The sequence below is a fragment of the Streptomyces sp. NPDC033131 genome, assembly GCF_055578365.1.
In genome coordinates, this window is record NZ_JBVIPA010000002.1 from 347,775 (window position 1) to 372,286 (window position 24,512).

Consider the following 24,512-nt stretch of genomic DNA (forward strand, 5'->3'; position numbering starts at 1 on the left):
TCCCCCAACTGCGCGGTCTGCGGATGCGGTTGGTGGTGGCGTTCGCGCTCGTCGCCGCGCTCACCGCCGCGACCACCGGTGGCCTGACGTTCCGGGAGGCGCGCACGGGGGTGCTCCAGCAGAGCCAGGACACCGTGATCAAGCTGCTGCGGACCCAGGTCGACCGGCTCGCTCCCGACCTGTCGTTCCCGCCGGGCGAGGCCGAACTGCGGCGGTTCGCGGCCGCCGTGGCCGACGGCGAACCCGCCTGGCGGGTCCTGGTCGCCTACGGCGGACTGAGCGTCACCTCCGCCGCGGACGATCCGTTCGAGGAGCTGACGCCCACCCTGCGCGCAGCCGTGGACTCCAGCACGGCCACCGTCTTCCAGCGGGTGGACAGCGGCGACCACACCTCCCTGGTCGTCGGCATGTCGGTCACCTTCACCGGCTCCACTCCGGTCGAGACCCGGCCCGCGTCCGGCGTCCAGGTCTTCCTGACCGTGCCGCAGACCACGGAACAGGCGTACGTCGACGCCCTGGTCACCGCCGTCCAGCGAGCCACCGTGCCCGCCCTCGGCCTCGCCGTGCTGCTCGCGCTGCTCGCCGCCCGCGGGGTGCTGCGGCCGGTGCGCGCGCTGCGCCGAGCCACCCGCAGCATCGCCGAGGGGCGGCTGGACACCCGGCTCGCCGTCGACGGATCCGACGAACTGGCCGACCTGTCGCACACGTTCAACGAAACGGCCGCCGCCCTGGAGGAGTCGGTGGCCGAACTGCGCGGCATGGAGGCCCGGGCCCGCCGGTTCGCCGCGGACGTCTCGCACGAACTGCGCACCCCGCTGGCCGCCATGTCGGCGGTCACCGACGTCCTCGACGAGGACGCCGCCCACCTCGACCCCGACACCGCCACCGCGGTCCGGCTGATCAGCGAGGAGACCGTGAAACTGGCCCGTCTCGTGGACGACCTGATGGAGATCTCCCGTTTTGACGCGGGCGCGGCGGTGCTGCACCTGGACGAGATCGACCTCGCCGAGTCCCTGCGGCGCACGCTGGCCGCCCGCGGCTGGACGGACCTGGTGGACGTCCGCCTGCCTCCGCCCGACGCGCTGCGCGGGCGGGTCGATCCGCGCCGCCTCGACGTCGTCGTCGCCAACCTGGTCGGCAACGCGCTGCGGCACGGTGCCCGGCCCGTCCGGCTGCGCCTGTACGAAGACGGGGAGCGGTTCGCGGTCATCGAGGTGCTGGACAGCGGCCCCGGCATCCCCGACAGCGTGCTGCCCCACGTCTTCGAGCGCTTCTACAAGTCGGACGCCGCCCGCACCCGGACCGAGGGCAGCGGTCTGGGCCTCGCCATCACGGCGGAGAACGTCCGCATGCACGGCGGCACCGTCCGGGCGGCGAACCGCCTTGAGGGCGGCGCGGTCTTCACGGTGGAACTCCCCCTGCGACGGGACGAGTCGACCCCGGGGAGCGGGCAGTGAGGACCGTGGTGCGCCGAGCCGTGCTCCTGGCCGTTCCCGCGCTGTGCGCGCTCGCCTCCTGTGGCATCCCCGCGACCGGCGTGGTGGAGGCGGGCGGGCCGGCCAGTGGGGTGGTGCCGACGATCCGGGTCTACTTCGTGGCGGACGGCACCCTGGTCGCGATCCCCCGCAGGACGGTCGCGCCGGTGGACGTCGAGTCGGCGATGGAGGTGCTGTTCCAGGGCCCGACCGGCTTGGAACGCGCCAAGCGTCTGACCACGCTGCTGCCGCTGCCTGGGCTCTTGCCGACGGCCGTTCCGGCGCCCCCGGCCACCGACGGCGCCGTGGAGGCGCCACGGGAGGCTGTCGCGGCGGACCTGGTCGAGGTGGTGGCGCAGGGCGACCGGGTGTCGATCGAACTGTCGCCGGACCTGGGGGAGTTGACCGGCCTCGCGGTGGACCAGCTGGTGTGTACGGCCCTCGGGGCGCAGCGCGTCGCCGACCCACGGGCCGAACCGTTGCCGGTGACCGTCACGGGCCCGGACGGCCGGCCCGCCAAGGGGACCGGCGGGACCTGTTCCGACGGCTGATCGCGGCGGCATCTCGGGAAAACGCTTTGCACGAGACGTCTCGTCTCGCGTACGGTCGGCGACATGACCAGTCGCCCCGCACACATCGCCATGTTCTCCATCGCCGCCCACGGCCACGTGAACCCGAGCCTCGAAGTGATCCGCGAACTCGTGGCGCGCGGACACCGGGTCACCTACGCGATCCCGCCCCTGTTCGCCGAGAAGGTCGCCGAGACCGGCGCCGAGGTGAAGCCCTGGCACTCGACCCTGCCCGGGCCCGACGACGACCCCGAAGCCTGGGGCACCACCCTCCTGGACAACGTGGAGCCGTTCCTGGCCGACGCGATCCAGGCGCTGCCGCAGCTGATCGAGGCGTACGAGACGAAGCCGGCCGACGTGCCGGACCTCGTGCTCCACGACATCACCTCCTACCCGGCCCGCGTCCTCGCCCACCGCTGGGGCGTCCCCGCGGTCTCCCTGTCGCCGAACCTCGTCGCCTGGGAGGGCTACGAGGAGGAGGTCGCCGAGCCGATGTGGGCGGAGCCGAAGAAGACCGAGCGCGGGCAGGCCTACTACGCCCGCTTCCACGCCTGGCTGGAGGAGAACGGCATCACCCGGCACCCCGATGACTTCGTGGGCCGCCCCGACCGCTCCCTCGTGCTGATCCCCAAGGCGCTCCAGCCGAACGCCGACCGGGTCGACGAGACCGTCCACACCTTCGTCGGCGCCTGCCAGGGCGACCGCACGGCCCAGGGCGACTGGCAGCGGCCGGCCGGCGCCGAGAAGGTCGTCCTGGTCTCCCTCGGGTCCTCCTTCACCAAGCGGCCGGGCTTCTACCGGGAGTGCGTCAAGGCCTTCGGCGAGCTGCCCGGCTGGCACCTGGTGCTGCAGGTCGGCAAGCACGTGACCGCGGCCGAGCTGGGTGACGTCCCCGAGAACGTCGAAGTGCGCTCCTGGGTACCGCAGTTGGCGATCCTCCGGCAGGCCGACCTGTTCGTCACGCACGCCGGCGCGGGCGGCAGCCAGGAGGGCCTGGCCACGGCCACGCCGATGATCGCCGTACCGCAGGCCGTGGACCAGTTCGGCAACGCGGACATGCTCCAGGCCCTCGGGGTGGCCCGCCGCCTCGACACCGAGGAGGCGACCGCCGAGGCGCTGCGGGAGGCCGCCCTCGCGCTCGTCGACGACCCCGAGGTCGCCCGTCGGCTGAAGGACGTCCAGGCGGAGATGGCGAGGGAGGGCGGCACGCACCGGGCGGCCGATCTGATCGAGGCCGAACTGCCCGCACGGCAGGCGTAGAACGCAGGACAACGAGCACGGAAGAGGGCCCGTTGGCTCCCCGGCAGCCAACGGGCCCTCGGTCCAGAGGGGTTCAGACCCCAGTCGCAAGGGTGCAACCCCGGTCACACGGGGGTCAGACCCCCAGCCGCTCACCCTCGTCGTCCCGCACCACGGGCCGCTCCACGGCTTCGGCCGACTCGTCGTGGGTGAGGTCGGGCAGCCGGTGCAGCCACTTCGGCAGGTACCAGTTGCGCTCGCCGAGCAGGGCCATCACCGCCGGGAGCAGCACGCCCCGGATGATCGTCGCGTCGATCAGCACCGCGGCCGCGAGCCCCACGCCCATCTGCTTCATGGACTGCATGGACAGCGTGCCGAAGATCGCGAACACGGCGACCATGATGACGGCGGCGCTGGTGACGACCCCCGCCGTGGTCACCACGCCGTGCTGGATCGCGTCCTTGGTCGTACGGCCCCGCAGCCGCGCCTCGCGGATCCGCGAGACCACGAACACGTGGTAGTCCATCGACAGGCCGAACAGGATCACGAAGAGGAACAGCGGCAGCCAGGTGATGATGGCGCCGACGCCCTCCGCGCCCACCAGGGACGCGCCCCAGCCGTGCTGGAAGACCCCGACGAGGATGCCGTACGCGGCGCCCACCGACAGCAGGTTCAGCACGATCGAGGTGATCGCGATCGTCAGTGAGCGGAACGACAGCAGCATCAGCGCGAAGGCGAAGACCACGACGAAGGCGAAGACCGGGACGACGGCTCCGGCCAGCTGGTCGTTGAAGTCCTTCGACCCGGCGACCTGCCCGGTGATCGGCGCGTCCACCCCGTCGACCTTGCCGAGGGTGGCCGGACGCACCTCGTCCCGCAGCTTGTCCAGGCTCTCGCCCGCCTTGTCGAGGTCGGAGCCGCCGACCAGCGGGACGTACACGAAGGCGATGTTCTGCTGGTCGTGCAGCTTGATCTCGACAGGCCCGCGCGAGGCGCCCGAGGCGACCGCCTGGGCCTTGAAGGCGGCCAGTGCGTCCCGCACCTCGGGAGCGTTGATGTCGTCCGCCCGGACGACGACCTCGGCCGGCTCGGAGCCCCCCGGGAACGCCTCGTTGACCCGGTTGTACGTCTGCACGATGGGCAGCGAGTCGCCGAACTCCTGGTCCAGCGTGAGGTTCTGGGTCTTCATGCCGACCGCGGGCGCCGCGATCGCCAGGAGCGCGCCGGCCGCCACCACGGCGGAGATGACGGGCCGGGTGAGCACGCCCTTGAGGACGGCCGTCCAGAACCGGCTGTCGCCGCTGCCACCCGTGCGACGGCGGCGCAGGAACGGGATGCGGCCCTTCTCGACCCGCCCGCCCAGCAGGGACAGCAGCGCGGGCAGCACGGTCACGGAACCGACCATGGCGACGGCCACCACCATCAGCGAGGCCAGGCCCATCGCCTCGAACTCGGCGAGCCCGGTGAACAGCATGCCCGCCATCGCCACGCACACCGTGACACCGGAGACGATGATGGCGCGGCCGCTGGTCGCGGCGGCGATCCTCAGGGCCGTCTGGGCGTCGTGTCCGGCCTCCCGCTCCTCGCGCTCGCGGCGCAGGTAGAACAGGCAGTAGTCGACCCCGACGGCCAGTCCGACCAGGAGCATCACCGAGTTGGCGGTGTCACTCATCGGCATCACATGGCTGACGACGCCCATCAGGCCCATCGTCGCCATGATCGCGGTGACCGCCAGCGCCACCGGCAGCAGCGCGGCCACCAGCGCGCCGAACGCGATCAGCAGGATGCCGAGGGCCACCGGCACCGCGGAGTACTCGGCCTTCTTGAAGTCGTCCCCGAAGGCGTCGTCGAACGTCTTCATCATGCTGGCGCCGCCGATCTCCTCGATCCGCAGCGACCCGTGGTCCTTCTGAACCCCCTCGACGGCCTTCAGCACCGGCTCGACCCGCTCGCCCGCGGTCTCCGCGTCGCCGCGCATGTCGAACTGCACCAGTGCGCTGCGGCCGTCCTTCGAGATCGTGTCCGTGTCGTACGGCGACGTCACGTCGGTGACCTCGCCGGTCTTCTCGACCGCCTGGACGACCGCGGTGACGGCGGCCCTGAACTCGGCGTCTGTGGCCTTGACGCCGCCGTCCTTCGCCTGGATCAGTACGCTCTCGCCGGCCGGTTCGTCGATGCCGGCGTCCTCGATGATCTTCGCGGCGGTGTGTGTCTCCCCCTTCAGCTGGTCGCTGTCCTTGACGTCGACCCGGCCGGCCGCCGAACCGAGCCCCATCGCCAGGACGACGAACAGCACCCAGATGCCGACGGCAGCCCATCGGTGCCGGGCACTCCAGCCGCCGGCCCGGGCGGCCAGTCCCCGTACCCGTGTATCTCCGTTCCCCATGATGGGCTTGCCCCCTCGTGAGCGGTGGCAGCCCCCTGCCGCCACCTTTCATCTCGAAGGTATGGGCCGGATAAAGCCATCTCGTCGTGCTGCCCGGTGAGGTGCGGCGGCCAGGAATCATCCCTCTGGGCCCCGCCTCCTCCCCACTGGGTAGGACAGCGGCCCCTTACATCTACCGGGACGGCCGGTCGGTCGGCGCAGCGCCCCGTCGCACAGGCGGGGTGCCCGACGGCCGCCTTATGGTGTGCGGATGACGACGACGTATGCGGCGCTGCTGCGCGGGATCAACGTGGGTGGCGCCAAGAAGGTCCCGATGGCCGACCTGCGCACCCTGATGGAAGGCCTCGGCCACGAGGGCGTCCGCACCTACCTGCAGAGCGGCCAGGCCGTGTTCGCGAGCGGCCACGGCGACCAGGACTCCCTCGCCGCGGAGCTCGCCGGGGCGATCGAGAAGCGCTTCGGCTTCGCCGTCGACGTGATCGTGCGCGACCACGCCTATCTGAAGGCGATCGCCGACGCCTGCCCCTTCCCGGCCGCCGAACTGGAGGCCAAGCAGCTCCACGTCACCTACTTCTCCGCGCCCGTGGACGCCGAGCGCTTCGCGGAGATCGACCAAGCCGCCTACCTGCCCGAGGAGTTCAGGCTCGGCGACCGCGCCCTGTACCTCTACGCCCCGAACGGCCTCGGCCGCTCCAAGCTCGCCGAGCACCTGTCCAAGCCGCGGCTGAACAAGGGCGTGATCGCCACCAGCCGCAACTGGAACACCGTCGTCAAGCTCGTGGAGATGACGGCACCCTAGGGAGGCTGACCTTCCGGAGTTCGCGGTAGCCGCTGCGTGCGGTGTACGACATGACCTCGTCCGGCACCGCGAGCCGCGGGTCCTCGTACAGCCGTCGGAAGTCGTCGTCGGTACGGGCCGCGGCGACCACGTCCACCAGTGCGAGGTCCTCCTCCGTGAGGCCGGCGTCGTCGCGGACCACCCGGCCCCAGACGTCCCAGGGCAGCAGCTCCACCCCGTTCACCGCGGCGAGGTCCAGGAGCACATTGGTGCGGATGTACCACAGGCCGTCGAGGTCGCCGTGGAACCAGACCCCGAACGTCCCCGGATCGGCCCCGCCCTCCCGGCACGCCCGCCACGCGTCCCCGGCCACCAGGAACCGGTCCCTCGGCACGTCCAGCGGGTCGAAGGACAGCTCGTAGGCGGGGTGCAGCACCTGCGCGTCGACCAGCCGCCACCTCCCGTCCGGAAGCCGGTACTCGGTGACCCAGTGGTCGTCGTGGTAGCCCTCCACGAAGTACGCGGCGAAGCCGCAGCGGATCCGGGCCGGCGTGCCGGTGGCCCGCAGCAGCGCGCACAGCAGCAGCGAGAAGTCCCGGCACGTGCCGGCGAACCGCTCGTCGTACGGCCGCTTCGCGGTGAGCGGCCCGTCCCCGCGCTCGCGCAGGACCCGCAGGATCTCGCGGACGTACCGTGACTCGGGGTCGTCGAGCTGCCGGTCCTCGGGGACGGGATGCCTCAGGCGTTCGCCCTCTCCCCGATGGATGATCAGATCTCTTACGAGACGGGCGAGTTCGGCCGGATCGCGGGGCAGGCCGTCGAGATCCAGCTCGCCGGGGTCGCTGTACGGCGTCTGCTTCAGGTAGAGGTCCATGCCCGGGACCCTCAGGCTTGCCCCAAGGGCAAGGTCAACCAGCCCGCCCCGCTGTCGCGTTTGTTCAAGAGACCTCGCCGCGCGCTCCCTACCGTGAGACGCATGAACAAGGACGACCTCTACCCGTACATGACGGAATGCGCCGCCGAGGCGGCCCGCGTGGCGCGCGGAGTGCCGGCGGCACGGCTCGCCGACCCCACCCTCCCCCACTCTCGGCTTCGCTCGAGCGGGGGGACCCCCACCCCGGACTGGGACGTCCGCGCCCTGGTCAACCACTGGGTCCTCTACACCTCCCACGGCCTGGAGCACCGCGCCCTGCGCAAACAGCTCCCCGAGGAACTGACCGCCCGCGACTTCACCGCCGACCCGGACTGGGCCGAGGCGTACGCCGCTCAACTGGACCGTGCGGTCGCCGCCTGGGCGGACCCCGCGGTGTGGGAGGGCGAGGTGGACCTGGGTATGGGGACGATGCCCGCCCCCGAACTCGCTTCACTGATCATCAAGGAGACTGCGGTGCACGGCTGGGACGTCGCCGCGGCCACCGGCCAGGAGTTCCACGTCTCCGAGGGCGCGGCCCGCCTCGTCCTCGACGTGGTCGTCACCCACGGCGACCTCTACCGGCAGTACGGCGGCTTCGCCGACCCGGTGCCGGTGCCGGACGACGCGCCCGTGTTCGAGCGCGCACTCGCGGCGAGCGGTCGGGACCCGCGCCTGGCAGGGGCGGTAAGCGACTGAGCGGACGAGGTCGGGTGCGGTCCGGCAGCGCCCCGAAGGGGCGCGGGGCGATATCGATATGCGGCTCCGCCGCGTGGGCGCGACCAGCCACCACGGCGCCGCAGCCGCCCGACTGCCGATCGCCGCACGTCCAGCGGAGCGCTCAGGCCCCGACCGCCGCCAACGCCGGCATCCGCGCCGCCTCGTACCGCGCCAGCAGCACCCGCGCCACCTCCGGCGCCGGGCCGAGCACGTCCGCCAGCACGTCCGCCTCGGCCGCGCCCCGCGCGATGCGGTCCGGCAGGAAGCCGGGGGCCAGGACGTAGGGGGCGACGGCGACCTTCGCGCAGCCCAGGGCCCGCAGCTCCCGCACCGCGTCCTCGGTGCGGGGGAGTGCAGCGGAGGCGAACGCAGGCCGCACGGCGCACCAACCGGTGTGCCGCCACTCCCGCGCGATTTCTGCGATCACTGCGATCGCCTCCGGGTCGGTGGACCCCGCCGAGGCCAGGACGACCCCGGTCGAGGACTTGTCGGCGGGCGTCAGCCCCGCCTCGTACAGGCGCCGTTCCAGCGCGGCGAGCAGCACCGGCGACGGGCCGAGCACCTCCGCCTGCCGGATCCGCAGCCGCGGCGGCGCGTCCTTCAGGACCGCCGGGATGTCCGCCTTCGCGTGGAACGCGCGCGTCAGCAGAAGAGGGAGGGCCACGACGTCACGGGCGCCCTCCGCCGCCAGGGACTCCAGCACCCCCTGCGCGGACGGGACGTTGAAGTCCAGGAAGCCGGTCTCCACCCGCACGTCGGGGCGCAGCGCGCGCACCCGCCGTACGAGAGCGTGCACCGTCGCGGCGTGCCGCGGGTCGCGGCTGCCGTGGGCGATGACCAGAAGAACCGGCTTCTTGAACATGGTGTGCATGGGTGGTCTCAGCTCTTCACCAGCAGGCCTCGGCTGCGCAGCACCCACCGCTCCAGCGGACTGAAGATCAGCAGGTCGATCGCGATGCCGACGAACAGGATGAGCAGGATGGCGAGGAAGACCGTGGCCATGCTGCTGTTGGTACGGCCCACCTCCAGCAGCTGACCGAGTCCCACGCCGAGGTCCGGCGCCTGCGCGATGATCTCGGCGGCCATCAGCGACCGCCAGGAGAACGCCCACCCCTGCTTCAGCCCCGCCACATAGCCGGGCAGCGCCGCCGGCATCACGATGTGCCAGGTGCCGCGCAGACCGGTCGCCCCCAGTGTGCGTCCCGCGCGCAGGATCAGCGGTGGCACCTGGTCGACGCCGGACACCAGACCGTTGGCGATCGACGGCACCGCGCCGAGCAGGATCACCGCGTACATCATCTCGGGCTTCAGGCCCAGCCAGATCACGGCGGCCGGCACCCAGGCCACCGACGGCAGCGACTGCAGACCGGACAGGATCGGACCGATGGCGGCGCGCACGAACTTCACCCGCGCCACGATCAGCCCGAGCGGCGTGCCGATGATCAGGGCGAGCACGAAGCCGAACAGGCCCCGCGAGACGCTCGTCCAGATGTAGTCGAGCAGGGTGCCCTTGAGCCACGCGTCCTCGGCCTCGGCCCAGACGGCACCGGGGGAGGGCAGCTTCGACGCGTCGTCGACGATCTTCAGGGAGATCAGTCCCTGCCAGACCGCGAGGACCACGACGGTGGCGACGATCGGCGGGAAGATCTTCTCGCGGAAGGTCTGCCGGAACGGCGGACGGCCGCTGACCGAGGTCTCCAGCGCGTCGAGGCCCGCCTCGATGCCGCCCAGCGCGGAGCCGTCCTTGGCGCTCGCGCCGGTCGTCTTCGTGTCAGTGCTGGCCATGGCGGCGGATCTCCCCACGCAGTACTTCGGTGATCTCGACGGACAGTTCCGCCACGGGCGCGTCCTCGATACGGCGCGGCTGCGGGATGTCGACCGTCCACTCCCGAGCGATCCGGCCCGGACGGGAGGACAGCAGGATCACGCGCTGCGCGAGCCGTACCGCCTCGCGCACGTTGTGCGTCACGAACAGGACGGACACGCCGGTCTCCGCCCAGATGCGGGTCAGCTCGTCGTGCAGCACGTCCCGCGTGATGGCGTCGAGCGCCGCGAACGGCTCGTCCATCAGCAGCAGGTTGCTCTCCTGGGCGAGCGCCCGGGCCAGCGCCACACGCTGGCGCATACCGCCCGACAGCTCGTGCACCCGCTTGCCGTAGGCGCCCTTCAGCCGGACGAGTTCGAGCAGCTCCTCGGTCCGCTCGCGCCGTTCGTTCTTCGGAACCCCCCGCAGGCGCAGGGCCAGTTCGATGTTCTTGCCCGCGGTCAGCCACGGGAACAGGGCGTGCTCCTGGAACATCAGGGCCGGGCGGCCCTCCGTCGTGATGGACCCGACGGTGGGCTCGTCCAGCCCCGCCACCAGGTTCAGCAGCGTGGACTTGCCGCAGCCCGAGGCACCCAGGAGGGTGACGAACTCGCCGGGCGCGACATCGATGCTGATGTCGTCCAGGACGAGCTGTTGCCCGGCAGGGCCCGCGAAGGACTTCGAGACATGCTCAATGCGCGCCGCGTGCTCCACCGACTCGGCGGCCTTGGCGAAGGTCGTGGCCATGGTCGTCACCTCCTGGGAACTCATCGGGTCCTGACTCAGCCGACGCCGAGACCGGCGTCGCTGACCGTGCTCTCGCCCTCGGCCTTGAGGACCTTGTTCAGCGGCTTGAGGTCGTAGATGTCCTTCAGGTCGGGCTTCTCCAGCAGGCCGGCCTTGACCGCGTGCTCCGCCTCGGTGTTGAGGGTGGCGGCCAGCGGGTCGTTGGTGAACTGGATCGACTTCCACGCCGGGTCGAGGACGGCGGCCGGCAGCGGCTTGCCCGAGTCCGTCTCCAACTGCTTGTTCGCCGAGGCCTTCGCCGCGTCCGGGTTGGCGTTGATCCACTTGTTGGCCTCGACCGAGGCCTTCAGGACGGCCTCGACGGCCTTCGGGTGCTCCTCGAGGAAGGCCTGCCGCACGATGATGTTCGTGATCACGAACTTCTTGTCCGGCCACAGGTCGGCCTCGTCGAGCAGCACCTTGGCGCCCTCGGCGACCAGCTTGGACGCGGTCGGCTCGGGCACCCACGCGCCGTCGATGGAGCCCGCCTTGTAGGCGTCCGGGGTGACCTTGTTGTCGGTGCGGACGACCGAGACATCGCCCTTGCCGCTCTCCGCGTCGACCTTCCAGCCCTGCTCCGCGATCCAGTTGAGGAACGCCACGTCCTGCGTGTTGCCCAGCTGGGGAGTCGCGATGGACTTGCCCTTGACGTCCTTCAGGGACTTGATCTTGTCCGGGTTGACCACGAGCTTGACCCCGCCGGACGCCGCACCGCCGATGATCCGCAGGTTCTTGCCGCCCGACTTGGTGTAGCCGTTGATCGCCGGGGACGGGCCGATGAAGCCGATGTCGATCGACGAGGAGTTGAGGGCCTCGATCTCGGACGGGCCGGCGTTGAAGATCTGGTAGGCGGCCTTGGTGGCGCCGAGCTGCTTCTGGAAGAAGCCCTTGTTCACACCGACCAGGGCGGTGCCGTGGGTCAGGTTGCCGAAGTAGCCGATCTTGACGGAGTCGAGACCGTCGATCTTCTTCGCCCCGGCGGCGACCTTGGCGGTCCCGTCGTCCTTGGCGTCGGAGCCGTAGCCGCAGGCGGCCAGGGTGAGCAGGGGAAGAGCGGTCACGGCGGCGAGGCCGCGGCGAAGAAGGGCTGAGCGGTTGACAGGCACGGGAGGTTTTCCCCTCGTTGGCCCGGCGGTCACGGTCTCTCAGGTCGTGGCCGGGAGGTCGGCAGGTTTTCGTCTACGGCGGTGGGGGGTGAGGGCGCGCGAGCGGTGCGCGTACGTCAGCACACACATCGCGCCACCCCGCCCTGCCCGCTGCCGAGAGCACCGCTGCCGACGCGGCCGCCCTCCTTCGCGAACGAGGAGAAGAAATCGGTGGTGTTCATGTTCAGAAGTCCCACCCGTCGTCATCGGACTCGTCCTTGACGGGCTCCGGGGCGGCGAACGACTCGCCGACCATGCCCGCGGTGAGCGTGGTGCCGTCGTTCGGGTCGATCAGGATGAACGAACCGGTGCGCCGCGAGTCGGCGTAGGAGTCGACGGGCAGCGGCTCGGCGGTACGGATCTTCACCCGGCCGATGTCGTTGGCGACGAGCTGTCCCGGGTGCGGGTGCAGGGACAGGTCGTCGAGGGTGAGGCGGGACGGGATGTCCTTGACGATCGCCTTGACGGTACGGGTGCCGTGCTTGAGCAGCACCCGGTGGCCGACGGTCAGCGGGGCGTCGGCCACGTGGCAGACGGTCGCCTCGATGTCCTGGGTGGTCGGCGGCGCGTCCTTGCTGGGCACGATCAGGTCGCCGCGCGAGATGTCGATGTCGTCCTCCAGCAGGAGGGTCACCGACTGCGTCGTCCACGCCACGGCGACCGGCTCGCCGAGCAGGTCGATGCCGGCGATCTTCGTGGAGCGGCCGGACGGCAGCACCGACACCTGCTCGCCCACCCGGAAGGAACCGGCGGCGATCTGGCCCGCGTAGCCCCGGTAGTCCGGGTGCTCGGCGGTCTGCGGCCGGATCACGTACTGCACGGGAAGCCGGGCGTGGCAGTGGCTCAGGTCGTGGCTGACCGGGACCGACTCCAGGTGCTCCAGGAAGGTCGGGCCGCCGTACCAGTCCATGTTCGCGGACGGGTCCACGACGTTGTCGCCGGCGAGCGCGGAGATCGGGATCGCGGTGACCTCCGGGACACCCAGTTCGAGCGCGTACGCCGTGAACTCCTCGGCGATCGCGGCGAACACGGACTCCTGGTACTCGACCAGGTCCATCTTGTTGACCGCGAGGACCACGTGCGGCACGCGCAGCAGCGCGGCGATCGCCGCATGGCGGCGGGTCTGCTCGACGACGCCGTTGCGGGCGTCGACGAGGATCACCGTCAGCTCGGCCGTGGAGGCACCCGTCACCATGTTGCGGGTGTACTGCACGTGGCCGGGCGTGTCGGCGAGGATGAACCGGCGCCGCGGTGTGGCGAAGTAGCGGTACGCCACGTCGATGGTGATGCCCTGCTCCCGCTCGGCCCTGAGGCCGTCGGTGAGCAGCGCCAGGTCCGGGCCCTCGGAGCCGCGGCCGGCCGAGGCGCGCTCGACGGCCTCCAGCTGGTCGGTGAGGATCGACTTGGAGTCGTGCAGCAGCCGGCCCACCAGCGTGGACTTGCCGTCGTCGACGGAGCCGGCGGTGGCGAACCGCAGCAGGGTGGTTTCCGAGAGTTCCTCGGTCGTGATGGTGCTCATGCTTAGAAGTACCCCTCGCGCTTGCGGTCTTCCATCGCGGCCTCGGACATCTTGTCGTCGGCGCGGGTGGCGCCGCGCTCGGTGAGCCGGGACGCGGCGATCTCGGCGATCACGTCGGCCAGCGTGATGGCGTCGGAGTCGACCGCGCCGGTGCAGGACATGTCGCCGACCGTGCGGTAGCGGACCTGCCGCTTCTCGACGGTCTCGGTGCCCTTCGGCCCGCCCCACTCACCGGCGGTCAGCCACATGCCGGCCCGCTGGAACACCTCGCGCTCGTGGGCGAAGTAGATCTGCGGCAGCTCGATGCCCTCGCGGGCGATGTACTGCCAGACGTCCAGCTCGGTCCAGTTGGAGAGCGGGAAGACGCGGACGTGCTCGCCGGGGGCGTGCCGGCCGTTGTACAGGTTCCACAGTTCGGGCCGCTGGCGGCGCGGGTCCCACTGCGAGAACTCGTCCCGCAGCGAGAACACCCGCTCCTTGGCCCGGGCCTTCTCCTCGTCGCGACGGCCACCGCCGAACACCGCGTCGAACTTCTCGGCCTGGATCTTCTCCGTCAGCGGAAGCGTCTGCAGCGGATTGCGGGTGCCGTCCGGACGCTCCTTGAGGACCCCGCGGTCGATGTAGTCCTGCACGGAGGCGACGTGCAGCCGCAGGCCGTGCTTCTCGACCGTGCGGTCGCGGTACTCCAGGACCTCGGGGAAGTTGTGCCCGGTGTCCACGTGCAGCAGCGAGAAGGGGACCGCCGCGGGGGCGAACGCCTTCAGCGCCAGGTGCAGCATGACGATGGAGTCCTTGCCGCCGGAGAACAGGACCACCGGCCGCTCGAACTCGCCCGCCACCTCGCGGAAGATGTGCACCGCCTCGGACTCCAGCGCGTCCAGGTGCGACAGGGCGTACGGGGTCTCCGTGCCCTCACCGCCCTTGACCTGGGCTGCGGTCGTCGTCATGCCAGTCCCCTCTCGGTGAGCAGCGCGTGGACCGCGGCCGCGGACTCCTGGACGGTCTGGTCCTGCGACTCGATCCGCAGGTCGGGGGAGAGGGGCTCCTCGTACGGGTCGTCGACCCCGGTGAGCCCCGTCAGCTCGCCCGCCGCCTGCTTGGCGTACAGACCCTTCACATCGCGTACGGAGCACACCTCGACCGGAGTCGCCACGTGCACCTCGACGTACGCCGTCCCGCTCTCCTGGTGGCGCTTGCGCACCGCCTCGCGGCTGTCGGCGTAGGGCGCGATCACCGGGACGAGCGCCGTGACGCCGTTGCGGGCGAGCAGTTCGGCGAGGAAGCCGATGCGCTGCACGTTGGTGTGCCGGTCCTCGCGGCTGAAGCCGAGGCCCGCCGAGATGAACTCGCGGATCTCGTCGCCGTCGAGCACCTCGACGAGGTGGCCCTCCTCGCGCAGCCGGCCGGCCAGCTCGTACGCGATGGTGGTCTTGCCGGCACTCGGCAGACCCGTGAGCCAGACGGTGGCTCCGGTCGTCACGTGCTTCTCCTCGGGTAGGTCGGGGGTGGTCGTCATCAGTGCAGTCCGCACTCGGTCTTGTTGCGGCCCGCCCAGCGGCCGGCACGCGCGTCCTCGCCCTCCAGGACGCGGCGGGTGCAGGGGGCGCAGCCGACGGAGGTGTAGCCGTCCATCAGCAGCGGGTTGGTCAGTACGCCGTGTTCGGCGACGTACGCGTCCACGTCGTCCTGGGTCCAGCGGGCGATCGGGGAGATCTTGACCTTCCGGCGCTTCTCGTCCCAGCCGACGACCGGGGTGTTCGCCCGGGTCGGGGACTCGTCGCGGCGCAGACCGGTCGCCCAGGCCTGGTAGTTGGTCAGGCCCTCCTCCAGCGGCTGGACCTTGCGCATCTTGCAGCACAGGTCCGGGTCGCGGTCGTGGAGCTTCGGGCCGAACTCGGCGTCCTGCTCGGCGACCGTGCGGCGCGGGGTGAGCGTGATGACGTTGACGTCCATCACGGCCTCGACCGCGTCCCGGGTGCCGATGGTCTCGGGGAAGTGGTAGCCGGTGTCGAGGAAGACGACATCCACGCCCTTGCGCACGCGGGACGCCAGGTGGGCGACCACCGCGTCCTCCATCGAGGAGGTCACGCAGAAGCGCGGGCCGAAGGTGTCGACCGCCCACTGGAGGATCTCCAGCGCGGTGGCGTCCTCCAGTTCGCGGCCCGCCCGCTCGGCGAGCTCCTTGAGATCCGCTGTCGTGCGCTCTTCCTGAGTCGTCGTCATATCTGATGTCCCCCTGCGTCGTCGTGCCGAAGGCCCCGGGCGAGCAGCCCGAGGAACTTCAACTGGAATGCGCGGTTGCACGCCGCGCATTCCCACGCGCCGTGGCTGCCTTCCGAGGCTTCGCTCGGCCGGAGGTCCTCGTCGCCGCAGTAGGGGCAGTAGAAGGGGGCGGCGCGCTCACTCATGACAGGGCCTCCTCGGAAGCGCGCGAGGCCCAGACGGCGAAGCGCTCGCCGTCCTCGCGCTCCGCCTGGAAGCGCTTGAGGACGCGCTCGACGTAGTCGGGCAGTTCCTCGGAGGTGACCTTCAGGCCACGCACCTTGCGGCCGAAGCCGGCCTCCAGGCCGAGCGCGCCACCGAGGTGCACCTGGTAGCCCTCGACCTGCTCGCCCCGGCCGTCGAGCATGAGCTGGCCCTTGAGACCGATGTCCGCCACCTGGATACGCGCGCAGGCGTTCGGGCAGCCGTTGAGGTTGATGGTGATCGGCTCGTCGAAGTCCGGGATCCGGCGCTCCAGTTCGTCGATCAGCTGGGAGCCGCGGGCCTTGGTCTCCACGATGGCGAGCTTGCAGAACTCGATGCCGGTGCAGGCCATGGTGCCGCGCCGGAACGGGGAGGGCTTGGCGGTCAGGTCCAGCGCCTGAAGCGCCTCGACCAGCGACTCGACCTGCGGCTCCTCGACATCGAGGACGATCATCTTCTGCTCGACGGTGGTACGGACCCGGCCCGAGCCGTGTGCCTCGGCGAGCTCGGCGATCTTCGTGAGGGTCGTGCCGTCCACACGACCGACGCGCGGGGCGAACCCGACGTAGAAACGGCCGTCCTTCTGGCGGTGCACGCCGACGTGGTCGCGCCAGCGCTCCACCGGCTGGGCGGGGGCGGGGCCGTCGACCAGCTCGCGCTTGAGGTACTCGTCCTGGAGCACCTGGCGGAACTTCTCCGGCCCCCAGTCGGCGACCAGGAACTTCAGGCGGGCGCGGGTGCGCAGCCGCCGGTAGCCGTAGTCGCGGAAGATCGAGATGACGCCCTCGTGCACGTCCGCGACCTCGTCCAGCGGAACCCACGCGCCGAGCCGGACACCGATCTTCGGGTTGGTGGACAGGCCGCCGCCGACCCACACGTCGAATCCGGGGCCGTGCTCGGGGTGGTTCACGCCGACGAAGGCGACGTCGTTGATCTCGTGCGCCACGTCCAGCAGCGGCGAGCCGGAGACGGCGGTCTTGAACTTGCGGGGCAGGTTCGAGAAGGCCGGGTTGCCGACGATCCGGCGGTGGATCTCCTCGATGGCCGGCGTGCCGTCGATGATCTCGTCCTCGGCGATACCGGCGACGGGCGAGCCGAGGACCACGCGGGGCGTGTCACCGCAGGCCTCGGTGGTGGACAGCCCGACCGCCTCGAGGCGGTTCCAGATCTCCGGCACGTCCTCGATGCGGATCCAGTGGTACTGGACGTTCTGCCGGTCCGTGATGTCGGCGGTGCCGCGCGCGAACTCCTGCGAGATCTCGCCGATCACGCGCAGCTGCTGCGTGGTGAGCCGGCCGCCGTCGATGCGGACGCGCAGCATGAAGTACTTGTCGTCCAGCTCCTCCGGCTCCAGGATCGCGGTCTTGCCGCCGTCGATCCCGGGCTTGCGCTGGGTGTACAGCCCCCACCAGCGCATCCGGCCACGGAGGTCGTTGGGGTCGATCGAGTCGAAGCCGCGCTTCGAGTAGATCGTCTCAATGCGTGTCCGCACATTGAGACCGTCGTCGTCCTTCTTGAACTGCTCGTTGCCGTTGAGCGGGGTGTGGTGCCCCGCGGCCCACTGACCCTCGCCGCGGTGACGGCTCACCTTGCGGCGGGGAGTCGCGGCGGCAGGGTTCTGCGGGGTGGCGGCCATGGTTGATACGTCCTTCGGGACAGGCGGGAAAGCGGCTCTGACCTGCGCGCGCGGGCGCATGGATGGACATGCGCGTCATTGCGCAAGAATGAGGCGAAGTGGGGGATGTCGGGCGACGCGACGACTCGTCAGCGCACCGGACAGATGGCGCTGGACATGCGGCCGAGGTCGACGTGCCGCCGACTCACCAAGGCAATTCCAGTTCCAGACATGACGGAAGCGTGTCATGGCGATCTGGACAGAGTCCAGCTTCGTCCGTCATGTGGACACCCTTGTCCCGAAGAGTGAGACAAGAGTGTTCTCGGTCACATGGGCCGAACGAGACCTTGTCGGCGCAGGTCAGACGGGGTAGGCGCCCGGCCAGGGACCCGGGGCGGCCAGCTCGGACTGCTCCTCGACTCTGGTGTCGAACAGCTGGAAGCCCCGGCGCTGGTAGTTGGCCATCGCGTGCTCGCCGTCCAGGCTGCACGTATGCAGCCACACCCGCTTGGTCGGGGCCAGCTCCGGCCAGCGGTCCGAGAGGTCCCAGGCGCGGGCGGCGCCCTTCGACAGCAGGTGCCCGCCGATCCGCCGCCCGCGGAAGGCCGGAATCAGGCCGAAGTAGGCGATCTCCACGACCCCGTCGTCCTGCGGTTCCAGCTCCACGTACCCGGCGGGCGTCCCCCGGTCGTAGGCGACCCAGGTCTCCACGCCCGGCCGGCCCAGGTGCTCCTGCCACCGCGCGTACGCCCAGCCCAGCCGGTCGATCCAGCGGATGTCCCCGCCGACGGACGCGTACAGGAAACGGCTGAACTCGGGCGAGGGGACCTCGGAGCGCACGATCCGCACGTCACCGTCCGGCGCGGCGGCCGGGAGGAGGTCGGTCGCGGCGGTCTGCTCCAGGGACCAGGTGGTCACGGGGATGTTGGTCATGACCGCCAGAAAACCATCTACCCCAGTGATCTGTCGATCGAGGTGAGCGGCACCGCGAACAGCATCCGGCCCGACTGGGACCACACCTCGCCGGTCGCCTCCCAGTACGAGAGGGACGGCGTGCGCGCGCTCCAGCAGTGCTGGGTGTCGTCGGACCCGCACCGCGTGGCCTGCGCGCGGTCGGCGTCCTGCCGCCACAGCGTGCCACGCCCGTCCGGCGCGTGGGAGGCGCGGCTCAGGTACCAGTCGGAGCGGTACGACAGCACGCCCCGGACGTCGGCCGCCTTCGTCTCGTACGCCTCTGTGGCGTCCGCGCGTCCCGCGAAGTCGGTGGCCAGGAGACCGGAGCGGGCCGGGTCCGTGGCGAAGGAGTAACGCCACAGGAGCGCGGGCCCGTCGCCGTCCGCCGAGGCCCGTTCGCTCGCGACCAGACTGTCGGGCGACGTGCTGCGGTCGAGGGACAGGCCCCCGGGACGGGCGTCGGTGCCGGCGCCGGTCGGACGGTAGGAGCCGACGGCGGGCAGGACGAACCGGGCGCCGTGCGCCGACCAGCCGCCCCGCACCCGGCCGACCGCCGTGCTGTCCACGGTCGCGCGCTGGACGCGGTTCATGTCGTACGCGTACAGGCCGTCGGCGGCGGTGACCAGCAGCTTGTCCTGGTACCAGACCATGCCGGAGACGTCGGAGTCGAGGGCCCGGTAGTCGCGCCCGCCGTCGACCGGGACGGTGAGCAGTACCCAGGTGTAGGTGAGGCGGTCCAGGTCGTTCGCGTCGACGAAGGCGACCCGGGCCAGGCCGTGGCCGGACGCCGTGGCGTTCTGCGACCAGCCGGAGAGGATCACGCGGTTCTGGCCCCAGAGGCCGTCGTCGTCCGCGTCTCCGGAGGTGGTGACGGCCCCCGGCTGCCAGGAGTCGGTGTCGGCGGCGTCCCAGCACTGGGCGCGGGTGGCCACCGGTTCGACGGGCAGCGTCGTGCGGTCCTCGGCCGGGCAGTCGGCCGCGGCGCGCAGACCGCGGTCGGCGTCCTCGAGGACCGCGCCGACACCGACGGGCCGGCCCATCGACGAGGCCAGGCGGTCGAGCGTGGCCTCGGGCACCTGCTGTTCCTGGAGCTGCAGGGAGGCGATCCGCTCGGACGAGGTGATCGGCTTCAGCGACCCCGGGTCCTCGCTGTCCGTGGCCTGCGAGGCGCTTATCAGGGTGGCGGCGCCGGTCAGAGCGAGGGCGGTCCCGGCGAGGAAAGCGCGTAGCGCCCTGCCCCGCCTGCGGCGACGGTGTCTCCCGCGTTGCTTCATTCGTCCTCCCGAGGCGAGCCAACTGCGCCTGGTGATCCGTACGTTGACCGAGGAGCAGGTGGGGTGGCCCGTAGAGGGATGCTACGGCAGTGGGGGTGGTGGCGGACGAAGAACCGCAATTATGCGGAAGATGCACTCCTGAATTGCTCGGATTGCTCAAAAGGTTGCTCAGGCGGGCGGCGAGCCGATCAGTTCGTGTCCCCGGGCGCCCGTGCCGCCACCACCGCCGGCGCGGTCGAGCAGGGCAGCAGATCGTGCGGTGCGGCCGGGAGGCGCACCTCGACGTCGGCGTCCTCGCAGAAGCGATACGGCCGGTGCTCCAAAAGCCCTCCGAGATACCGCCGTACCCGGGACACCTCGGCCCGAACGGTCACCGTACGGCCGGGATCGCCGAACAGATCCTCGGCCAGCCCCGCCGCGCTGCGGCCGGTGCGGTGCACGGCCAGCAGATACAGCAACTCGGCGTGCCGCGGGCTCAGTTCGTGGCTCCAGGAACCCGCCGGACCCGACGCCGTCACCGACCAGCGGCGCGACTGCGTCAGGTCCAGCACGATCCGGGTGACGCCCCGCGGCACCGGCTCGTCGTCGGCCCGGACCAGCCAGCCGCCCGGCAGCGGCTCCAGCGCGCACATGCCGATCGACGGCAGCCACCGGCGGCCCGGCGACAGCGACGTGGGCAGCGCGATCCGGTTCGTGTACGGCATCCCGGTCACCGCGGCGGTCCAGCCGTCCCGGTCCACCACCACGGCCCGTCCGGCGAGCCGGGCCAGCACCGGCGCGGCCACCGCCCGCAGGTGCTCCAGCGAGGACACGTGCAGCTCACGCAGCCGCGCCTCGGCGAGCTTGGCCACCGAGTCGACCCAGGCGAGCGTGGCCGGATGCATCGTCTCCAGCGGCCCGCTCACGTCCACCACGCCGATCGGCCGGCCGTCCCGCGGATCCGTGACGGGCGCGCCGGTACAGGTCCAGCCGGCGTGCGAGCGCACGAAGTGCTCGGAGGCGAAGACCTGCACGGGCCGCCGTACGACGGCCGGGGTGCCCACGCCGTTGGTGCCGACGACGTCCTCCCGCCAGTCGGCGCCGAGTTCCAGGCCGAGCCCGTCGGCCTTGCGCAGCACGGGCGAACTGCCCTCGCGCCACAGCACCCGGCCCTGCTCGTCGGCGACCACCATGATGTGGTGGGCGACGTCCGCGACCGACAACAGCCCCTCCCGCAGCACCGGCAGCACGTCCTTGAGGGCCGTCGTCTCCCGGCGCCGCTGCACCTCCTCGTGGGACAGCAGCCCCGACCGGGAGCCGTGGTCGGGATCGACGCCGCCGCGCAGCATGCGCTCCCAGGACTGCTCGATCACCGGCCGGGGCGCGACCGGCGCGGGCTGCCCGGAGAGCGTGGCCGAACGGACCTCGCTCAGCACCCTCGCCGCACGCGCGAAGTCGACGGCGGCCAGTTGCGTCACGTCGGCCGGCGAGAGTGCCACGGGACCTCCCGGTAGAAGGGCTCGGGACAACCGGTTCGCGGTGGTTTTCCGGCCACGGTCCGAAAGCCCGTCCTGACTGTCCGTCTCATAGTGCCGCCTGCCCCACACGGAAGGACCCAGTCCGCCCACAGACGCCGACAAGTTGCAACCCTCTGCAACCCTGGTGGACTGCCCCGCGGTGCTCGAAACTTGAGCGACGCCGCCCAGTGCGGCGCACATGGCTCCAAGGGGCCAGTGGCGGGGGTGGTGCCGTGTCGGCGCAGCACCACCTCCGCGCCACGCGGGCACGGACGTACACCGATCAGGCCACCCGGCGGGCTTCCGCCGGCCGGCGCCGGTCAGGTCTCGGGCCGGGCCCGCTCCACCACCGACGCCAGATCCAGACTGTGCGGCAGCGTCCCGAAGGCCGCGCCCGCGTCGCGGCCCAGGCGGGACGCGCAGAACAGGTCGGCGACCTCCGGCGGCGCGTACCGCACGAGCAGCGACCCCTGAAGCACCAGCGCGAGCCGCTCGGTCAGCCGCCGGGCCCGGGCCTCGGCGCCCTCCAGGTCCGCGAGGTCGGTCAGCACGTCCTTGATCGCCGCGTCCAGACGGTGGTCGGCGCCGCGTGCCCTGCCGACCTCCTGGAGGTAGGCGTTCAGCGCCATCGGTTCGCGTTGCAGCGCCCGCAGCACGTCAAGGGCCTGGACGTTCCCGGCACCCTCCCAGATCGAGTTGAGCGGCGACTCGCGCACCAGTCGCGGCATCTGCGACTCCTCGACGTACCCGTTGCCGCCCAGGCACTCGGACGCCTCGACCGCCACCGGCGAACACCGCTTGGTCACCCAGTACTTGGCGGCCGGCACCGCGATCCTGAGCAACGCCCGCTCCTGCTCGCCGCCGTCGTCGTACGCCGCCGCGAGCCGCAGCGCGAGCGTCGTCGCCGCCTCGGACTCCAGGGCGAGGTCGGCCAGGACGTTGCGCATCAGCGGCTTGTCGACGAGCTTGCCGCCGAACACCTCGCGGTGCGTGCAGTGGTGCACGGCCTGCGCGACGGCCTGCCGCATCAGCCCCGCCGAGCCGAGGACGCAGTCGAGCCGGGTCGCCGCCACCATCTCGATGATGGTGCGCACCCCGCGCCCCTCCTCACCGACCCGGCGGGCCCACGTCCCGTCGAACTCGACCTCGGCGGACGCGTTCGACCGGTTGCCCAGCTTGTCCTTGAGCCGCTGGATCATGAAGACGTTGCGGGTGCCGTCCTCCAGCACCCGCGGCACCAGGAAGCACGTCAGCCCCTGCGAGGCCTGGGCGAGGACCAGGAACCCGTCCGACATGGGCGCGGAGCAGAACCACTTGTGCCCGGTCAGCCGGTACGTCCCCTCCTCGGCGAGGGGTGTGGCCGCCGTCGTGTTGGCCCGTACGTCGCTGCCGCCCTGCTTCTCCGTCATGCCCATTCCGAACAGCGCCCCGGCCTTGAGCCGGGCCGGCCGCAGCTCACGGTCGTAGACCATCGAGGCCAGCCGGGGCTCCCACACGGCGGCGAGAGCGGGATCCGCGCGCAGCGCGGGCACCGCCGCGTGCGTCATGGACAGCGGGCAGAGGTTGCCGGCCTCGACCTGCGTCCACAGCAGGAAGGCGGCCGCGCGCCGCACGTGCCCGCCGGGCCGGGACCAGGCCGCGGTCAGGCCCGCCGAGACACCCTTGCCGAGCAGCCGGTGCCAGGCCGGATGGAAGTCAACCTCGTCGACGCGCTGCCCGTAACGGTCGTGGGTGCGCAGCCCGGGCGGATTCTCGTTCGCCTGCGCCCCCCACTCCTGCACCTGCGCCGAGCCGCAGGCCCGGCCGAGCGCCGCCAGCTCGGCGCGCACCTCGCCGAGCAGGTCCGCGGTGGTGTGCCGGTCCACCGCCGCCGTCAGGGCACGGTCGGCGGTGAACGCGTCGTACCCGACCAACGGCGGCGGCTGGTTGGTCACGGTGTGGGTGCTGCCTGCCATGTCAGCGAACCTACCCCGCCCGGCGGAGCTCACCACACCGACGTGGCGGCCGGCCCCGGCGGCCGGGTGGCAGTGGACCGACGCGTCCCGCCCGGCCGGAGCCCCGGGGGGATGAGCGCAGCCAGGCACGACGGATACCTTTGGTTCGTGCAGCCAGCAAGTGAATCCCCTCAGCCGCCCGCCGGCCGCCTTCACCGGGCGCGTGCCCTCTATCGGAACGTCTCGAAGCGCAGGACCGCCTGGCTGTTGATCAAGGACACGGTCAACTCGTGCATGGAGTACCGCATCCTGGGCCTCGCGGCCGAGGCGGCGTTCTTCACGCTGCTGTCCGTGCCGCCGCTGCTGCTGAGCATGATCGGGCTCCTCGGCTACGTCGACGACTGGACCGGCGCCGACACCATCGCGAGCCTGGAGACCAACCTCCTCGAGGCCTCGCGCACGATCCTGTCCGACAAGGGCGTCACCGAGATCGCCCAGCCGATCCTGCACGACGTGATGAAGGGCGGCCGGCCCGACGTCATCTCCATAGGCTTCCTGTTCGCCCTGTGGTCGGGCTCCCGCGCCGTGAACGTCTTCATCGACACCATCACCGTGATGTACGGCCTCGACGGCGTCCGCGGCATCGTCAAGACCCGCCTGATGGCCTTCCTGCTGTTCATCGTGGCCCTGCTGATCGGCTCGGTCGCGCTGCCGCTGATGGTTGCCGGACCGGACGCCGTGGTGAACATCGTGCCGTGGTCCGAGACCGTCGTACAGGTGCTCTACTGGCCCGTCGTCATCGTGCTGTCCATCGTCTTCCTGACGACGCTCTACCACGTGTCCGTGCCCGTCCGCTCCCCGTGGATCGAGGACGTGCCCGGCGCCCTGATGGCCCTCGGCATGTGGGTCCTCGGCAGCTTCCTGCTGCGCATCTACCTGACCAACACGGTCGAGGGCCCCACGATCTACGGCTCCCTCGCCGCGCCCGTCGCCGTCCTGCTGTGGATCGGCGTGTCCGCGTTCGCCGTCCTCGTCGGCGCCGCGGTCAACGCCGCGATCGACCGGGTCTGGCCGGCCGCCGCGACGGCCGCGGCCCGCGCCGCCAACGAACGGCTGCGCGAGGCGCAGGTCGCCGAGTACGTCGCCCGCGCCACCGCGGCCCGCGCCTCGGTCCCGGACGACCCGGACGACCCGGACATGCCCTCCGAGTTCCCGGAGCGCTGGTCGCGCTTCCTGCCGCCGGAGGACGTGACCTCCCGCCTGCGCACCCACGTGAAGAGCACCCACCCCCACTCCCCGCACAAGCCGGAGGGTTCCTAGAGATTTGCGGAGTTCTCCGGGCAGGCAGTCGGCGATGAAGCAGAAAACCCCACGGCGCGAGCCGTAGGAATCCCCCTCGTTCACGAGGGGGATGAGGTCAAGATCCGTGCGTGTTTCTCCCC

General features: G+C 71.4%; 22 protein-coding genes and 1 pseudogene. 6 read left to right on the top strand and 17 right to left on the bottom strand.

The genetic code is table 11. From position 1 onward, the window contains the following. Positions 1 to 23: 23 nt before the first annotated feature. The 3 genes and pseudogenes from ACZ5XS_RS04930 (at position 24) to mgt (ending at position 3,304) form a co-directional block, all read left to right on the top strand. On the top strand, positions 24 to 1,457 hold the full coding sequence (locus ACZ5XS_RS04930) for a sensor histidine kinase (RefSeq protein WP_468647952.1): 1,434 nt from the start codon (positions 24 to 26) through the stop codon (positions 1,455 to 1,457). After that, positions 1,454 to 2,026 (top strand): hypothetical protein, encoded by a 573-nt coding sequence (locus tag ACZ5XS_RS04935; protein ID WP_468647825.1) that lies wholly within the window; start codon positions 1,454 to 1,456, stop codon positions 2,024 to 2,026. Before ACZ5XS_RS04930 ends, ACZ5XS_RS04935 begins: the two co-directional genes overlap by 4 nt. Next, positions 2,026 to 3,304 (top strand): annotated as a pseudogene (gene mgt / locus ACZ5XS_RS04940) (macrolide-inactivating glycosyltransferase). Before ACZ5XS_RS04935 ends, mgt begins: the two are co-directional and overlap by 1 nt. 115 nt (positions 3,305 to 3,419) lie before the next feature. Here mgt and ACZ5XS_RS04945 read toward each other — a convergent pair. Continuing rightward, a complete protein-coding gene (locus ACZ5XS_RS04945; RefSeq protein WP_468647827.1) occupies positions 3,420 to 5,669 on the bottom strand; it encodes an MMPL family transporter in 2,250 nt (749 codons plus the stop codon). A gap of 250 nt (positions 5,670 to 5,919) precedes the next feature. On the opposite strand from ACZ5XS_RS04945, the gene ACZ5XS_RS04950 reads away from it, so the two are divergent. Continuing rightward, complete coding sequence (locus tag ACZ5XS_RS04950; RefSeq protein ID WP_468647828.1) at positions 5,920 to 6,468, top strand: DUF1697 domain-containing protein; 549 nt, start codon at positions 5,920 to 5,922, stop codon at positions 6,466 to 6,468. Here ACZ5XS_RS04950 and ACZ5XS_RS04955 read toward each other — a convergent pair. Further along, on the bottom strand, positions 6,440 to 7,321 hold the full coding sequence (locus ACZ5XS_RS04955) for a transglutaminase-like domain-containing protein (protein ID WP_468647830.1): 882 nt from the start codon (positions 7,319 to 7,321) through the stop codon (positions 6,440 to 6,442). The two genes, ACZ5XS_RS04950 and ACZ5XS_RS04955, sit on opposite strands and share 29 nt — an antisense overlap. A gap of 102 nt (positions 7,322 to 7,423) precedes the next feature. Between ACZ5XS_RS04955 and ACZ5XS_RS04960 the strand changes: the two genes are divergently transcribed. Continuing rightward, entirely contained in the window at positions 7,424 to 8,056 is a 633-nt protein-coding gene (locus ACZ5XS_RS04960) for a TIGR03086 family metal-binding protein (protein WP_468647832.1), read from the top strand. 142 nt (positions 8,057 to 8,198) lie between these two features. Here the strand turns inward: ACZ5XS_RS04960 and ACZ5XS_RS04965 are convergent, their stop codons facing one another. From ACZ5XS_RS04965 to ACZ5XS_RS05035, 15 genes are all read right to left on the bottom strand, one after another. Further along, positions 8,199 to 8,939 (bottom strand): sirohydrochlorin chelatase, encoded by a 741-nt coding sequence (locus tag ACZ5XS_RS04965; protein ID WP_468647954.1) that lies wholly within the window; start codon positions 8,937 to 8,939, stop codon positions 8,199 to 8,201. Positions 8,940 to 8,956: 17 nt separating this feature from the next. Next, complete coding sequence (locus tag ACZ5XS_RS04970) at positions 8,957 to 9,862, bottom strand: ABC transporter permease (RefSeq protein ID WP_468647834.1); 906 nt, start codon at positions 9,860 to 9,862, stop codon at positions 8,957 to 8,959. Continuing rightward, positions 9,849 to 10,652, bottom strand: coding sequence for an ABC transporter ATP-binding protein (locus ACZ5XS_RS04975; RefSeq protein WP_468647836.1), 804 nt, complete (start codon positions 10,650 to 10,652; stop codon positions 9,849 to 9,851). The genes ACZ5XS_RS04970 and ACZ5XS_RS04975 overlap by 14 nt, the downstream gene beginning before the upstream one ends. 11 nt (positions 10,653 to 10,663) lie before the next feature. Then, on the bottom strand, positions 10,664 to 11,773 hold the full coding sequence (locus tag ACZ5XS_RS04980; protein ID WP_468647838.1) for an aliphatic sulfonate ABC transporter substrate-binding protein: 1,110 nt from the start codon (positions 11,771 to 11,773) through the stop codon (positions 10,664 to 10,666). Between the two features lie 223 nt (positions 11,774 to 11,996). Further along, complete coding sequence (locus ACZ5XS_RS04985; RefSeq protein ID WP_468647840.1) at positions 11,997 to 13,331, bottom strand: sulfate adenylyltransferase subunit 1; 1,335 nt, start codon at positions 13,329 to 13,331, stop codon at positions 11,997 to 11,999. Between the two features lie 2 nt (positions 13,332 to 13,333). Beyond that, complete coding sequence (gene cysD / locus ACZ5XS_RS04990; protein WP_468647842.1) at positions 13,334 to 14,278, bottom strand: sulfate adenylyltransferase subunit CysD; 945 nt, start codon at positions 14,276 to 14,278, stop codon at positions 13,334 to 13,336. After that, positions 14,275 to 14,847 (bottom strand): adenylyl-sulfate kinase, encoded by a 573-nt coding sequence (gene cysC, locus ACZ5XS_RS04995; RefSeq protein ID WP_468647844.1) that lies wholly within the window; start codon positions 14,845 to 14,847, stop codon positions 14,275 to 14,277. Before cysC ends, cysD begins: the two co-directional genes overlap by 4 nt. Beyond that, entirely contained in the window at positions 14,847 to 15,554 is a 708-nt protein-coding gene (locus ACZ5XS_RS05000; RefSeq protein WP_468647846.1) for a phosphoadenylyl-sulfate reductase, read from the bottom strand. Before ACZ5XS_RS05000 ends, cysC begins: the two co-directional genes overlap by 1 nt. Next, entirely contained in the window at positions 15,551 to 15,739 is a 189-nt protein-coding gene (locus ACZ5XS_RS05005; protein ID WP_468647848.1) for a hypothetical protein, read from the bottom strand. Before ACZ5XS_RS05005 ends, ACZ5XS_RS05000 begins: the two co-directional genes overlap by 4 nt. Further along, complete coding sequence (locus ACZ5XS_RS05010; protein ID WP_468647849.1) at positions 15,736 to 17,433, bottom strand: nitrite/sulfite reductase; 1,698 nt, start codon at positions 17,431 to 17,433, stop codon at positions 15,736 to 15,738. Before ACZ5XS_RS05010 ends, ACZ5XS_RS05005 begins: the two co-directional genes overlap by 4 nt. A 128-nt stretch (positions 17,434 to 17,561) precedes the next feature. Beyond that, positions 17,562 to 17,645 (bottom strand): putative leader peptide, encoded by an 84-nt coding sequence (locus ACZ5XS_RS05015; protein ID WP_349817346.1) that lies wholly within the window; start codon positions 17,643 to 17,645, stop codon positions 17,562 to 17,564. A 127-nt stretch (positions 17,646 to 17,772) separates the two neighbouring features. After that, positions 17,773 to 18,345, bottom strand: a complete 573-nt coding sequence (locus ACZ5XS_RS05020; RefSeq protein ID WP_468647851.1) for a GNAT family N-acetyltransferase — start codon at positions 18,343 to 18,345, stop codon at positions 17,773 to 17,775. 17 nt (positions 18,346 to 18,362) lie between these two features. After that, positions 18,363 to 19,640, bottom strand: coding sequence for a hypothetical protein (locus ACZ5XS_RS05025; protein ID WP_468647853.1), 1,278 nt, complete (start codon positions 19,638 to 19,640; stop codon positions 18,363 to 18,365). A gap of 188 nt (positions 19,641 to 19,828) precedes the next feature. Beyond that, the gene (locus ACZ5XS_RS05030; RefSeq protein ID WP_468647855.1) at positions 19,829 to 21,118 is read right to left on the bottom strand and encodes a GAF domain-containing protein; all 1,290 of its coding nucleotides are present in this window, start codon (positions 21,116 to 21,118) and stop codon (positions 19,829 to 19,831) included. A 338-nt stretch (positions 21,119 to 21,456) separates the two neighbouring features. Then, positions 21,457 to 23,091 (bottom strand): acyl-CoA dehydrogenase family protein, encoded by a 1,635-nt coding sequence (locus ACZ5XS_RS05035; protein ID WP_468647857.1) that lies wholly within the window; start codon positions 23,089 to 23,091, stop codon positions 21,457 to 21,459. Positions 23,092 to 23,238: 147 nt separating this feature from the next. Between ACZ5XS_RS05035 and ACZ5XS_RS05040 the strand changes: the two genes are divergently transcribed. Next, positions 23,239 to 24,390 carry a YihY/virulence factor BrkB family protein gene (locus ACZ5XS_RS05040; protein ID WP_217236746.1) on the top strand — a complete coding sequence of 384 codons (1,152 nt, stop codon included), beginning with the start codon at positions 23,239 to 23,241 and terminating at the stop codon, positions 24,388 to 24,390. Positions 24,391 to 24,512 lie beyond the last annotated feature (122 nt).